The sequence below is a fragment of the Pilimelia columellifera subsp. columellifera genome (assembly GCF_039532605.1).
GTDB classification, from domain to species: Bacteria; Actinomycetota; Actinomycetes; order Mycobacteriales; family Micromonosporaceae; genus Pilimelia; species Pilimelia columellifera.
In genome coordinates this window covers 1-2,285 of sequence record NZ_BAAARY010000059.1, presented here as the reverse complement: position 1 = coordinate 2,285, position 2,285 = coordinate 1, and the positions used below count along the sequence as shown (strand labels likewise).

2 protein-coding genes and 1 pseudogene are annotated in these 2,285 nt (G+C 66.3%); 1 reads left to right on the top strand and 2 read right to left on the bottom strand.

Features of this window, described 5'->3' with window-relative positions; genetic code table 11:
* Positions 1 to 284: 284 nt before the first annotated feature.
* Positions 285 to 794, bottom strand: coding sequence for a GNAT family N-acetyltransferase (locus ABD287_RS18270; protein WP_344174754.1), 510 nt, complete (start codon positions 792 to 794; stop codon positions 285 to 287).
* Between the two features lie 118 nt (positions 795 to 912).
* On the opposite strand from ABD287_RS18270, the gene ABD287_RS18265 reads away from it, so the two are divergent.
* Positions 913 to 1,572, top strand: a complete 660-nt coding sequence (locus ABD287_RS18265; RefSeq protein WP_344174752.1) for a hypothetical protein — start codon at positions 913 to 915, stop codon at positions 1,570 to 1,572.
* Between the two features lie 508 nt (positions 1,573 to 2,080).
* Here the strand turns inward: ABD287_RS18265 and ABD287_RS18260 are convergent.
* A pseudogene (locus ABD287_RS18260) lies at positions 2,081 to 2,285 on the bottom strand (hypothetical protein); the annotation flags it as partial.

Here is a 2,285-nt window from a genome sequence, read left to right as displayed (position 1 = left end):
GACAAGGTCGTGGGCAGCCGCGAAAGAGAGCGTCCAACCCGGGCACCTAAACCGAGCCTGGCCGGGCGCCGGTCCTGGGTCAATGAAACAAGTAGCCGCAGACCGTGCGCTAGGGCCCCGCATCGATCAAGACGTCGTCCGGCCGCGCCGATGACAGCATACTTGATCATGCCTGTGAAAGTGGGCGCGGACTTGCCCGTCCCATCACAGCTCGGCCGGAGGAAGTGTTGCCCGGGCGCGTTCCTCCGCAGCCGGATAGTGGGAAGCGGCTTGTTCGGTGGCCGTCAGGCGGTCGCCTGATTGTGTGATCGTGGTCCGAGACGCTTGCCGAACCAGATGTCCATGTAAGGGCCGGTGCAGTAGGCCGGGATCTCGAGGTAGCCGCCCCGGCTGTACAGCGATCGTGCCTCGATCAGATCGAGGCGGGTGTTGAGAACCATCTCCGTCGCACCCGTTTCCCGCGCCTGGTCCTCCAATACCGCCAGTAGAACCCGGGCTCCTCCTCTGCCACGGAAGCTCGGCCGTACGTAGAGGCGAGTGAGTTCCGCACGGTCGTCGTCCAGCATCACGAATCCGCCGCACGCTGCTGGCTGACCCGCGAAACGCCCGACGACGAACTGGCCCGTGGGCGGGGCGAGCAGCGCAACCCCGTCGTCGGCCAGTCCCTGGTCAACTTCCTCGGTAGTCGCGCGCCGCCGCCAGTAGCGGCTGGCGACCTCGGCGTAGTACTCACGACGAAGACGGTAGCCATCGGACGAATCTGAGGCCTCGGCGGCTATTGCCCAACAGGTCATAGCGCTGTCTACCGGGCTGGGCCCTTGCGTCGCTACCGAGATCGCAGCACGCTCATCCGCACTTGGTGTCGTCTAGCGGTGGCTGTTGGTCGTGGTGGCAGTCGGTTAGGTTGGCCGCGTGGATGTTCAGGTGTGGGAAGGCCGGCTGGTCCAAACCCCGGTGGTGGGTCCCGAGGGTGTCGAACGCCGTGCGTTCGGTGAGTTTGTCGGTCCTGGGGGCGAGTTGGCTTCCTACGCGTTTGGTTGGACGACCGGGTCGGACCCGCACGTCGCCCGGCTTTCGGTCGGTATCGGTGTCGGCAATTCCGGCGGTGGCACGTTTCACGCTGTGGTGTTCGACCATGAGGACGCCTACGCGTTCTCGCTCACCGATGAGCCGTTCGAGCAGGTGCCGCAGGGCGGCCCGGATCTGACTGTGGACCAGGCTCGGGGCCATGATGATCTGCCGTTCGTGTGGTGGGTGGCGGAGCAGGTCATGGACCGCGATCGACGCGCGTGGTGGATGCGGCACTGGCTGCTAGGCGCCAGCTGCATCCAAACCACCGAGGTCGCCGAGCGACACGAGCCAGTCCTGCTGGTAGGCAACGACGATGATGACGCTCTCTGGCAACTGATCGGCGCCACGGACGCAGGCGACACCGGCAAGATCAGACACCTTCACCACGCCGTGGACGAAGACCCGACGCTGATCGATGTCCTCGACCTGGCGCCCGGCCATATTGCGAGCCGGACCCACGTCGGGGGGCCGTGGACGCGCCAGCTCGGTTACCCAAGCTAGTCCGGTTCGCCGACCGCCGGAAAGCCTGGCGAGGCAACGCGCTGCTGGGCCCGGACCCAGGGCGCTACTGCCGGCGGGCGGCGGCCCTCGACCGAGGGTGTGTTCAGCTGGCGTGGGTGGCTTGCGCCATAGCGAGATGCGGCTTTCCTGTCCCCTCGGTCGGAGGTTAAGGGGGGCGCCGGCCCAGTCCGCGGTGCGCTGTTCCAGGGTGAGGCCGGCCAGTTGGGCCATGAGGTCATATCCGGCGGGTCAGATGAAGCGGAGGTTGCTGTGGCCGTAGTGGATGGCGCTGTCGTTCGAGGCGTCGGTAGTGGTGTGAGGCGCTTTGCTGGCTGGCCATGTCCAAGGAAGCCACCGTCGGAAAGCCGCCGCAGGCAAGATCTGGTTGGCTGTGGCGGACCGAAGCAGGTGGGTAGGACCCATCGGCATTGTCAGTAGGCGGGGGTGTTGTGGGTTCGGGCTGCGGTGGTGGGCGGGGTGTTGGCCTGGTTGGTTGGGTTGGGGTTGGTCAGCGCCCGATGGCCGGGTTCTGCTTTTTGAGGCGGTTGGTCCAGCCTTGTGCGGTGTGGCGGGGCACGTTGTAGTGGTCGGCGATTCCTGCGGCGGTGCTGACTTGCTGGTACACGGCGGCGAGGTCGGCGGGCATCTTCCGGTAAACCCGCCCAGCCCCAGCCCCAGCCCTGGTTTTGGTGGCTGTTGTTGCCTTCTTGCGG

Excerpts from the sequence above, each read along its gene's own strand:
- ABD287_RS18270 (WP_344174754.1), bottom strand. The coding sequence starts at position 794 with ATGACCTGTTGGGCAATAGCCGCCGAGGCCTCAGATTCGTCCGATGGC.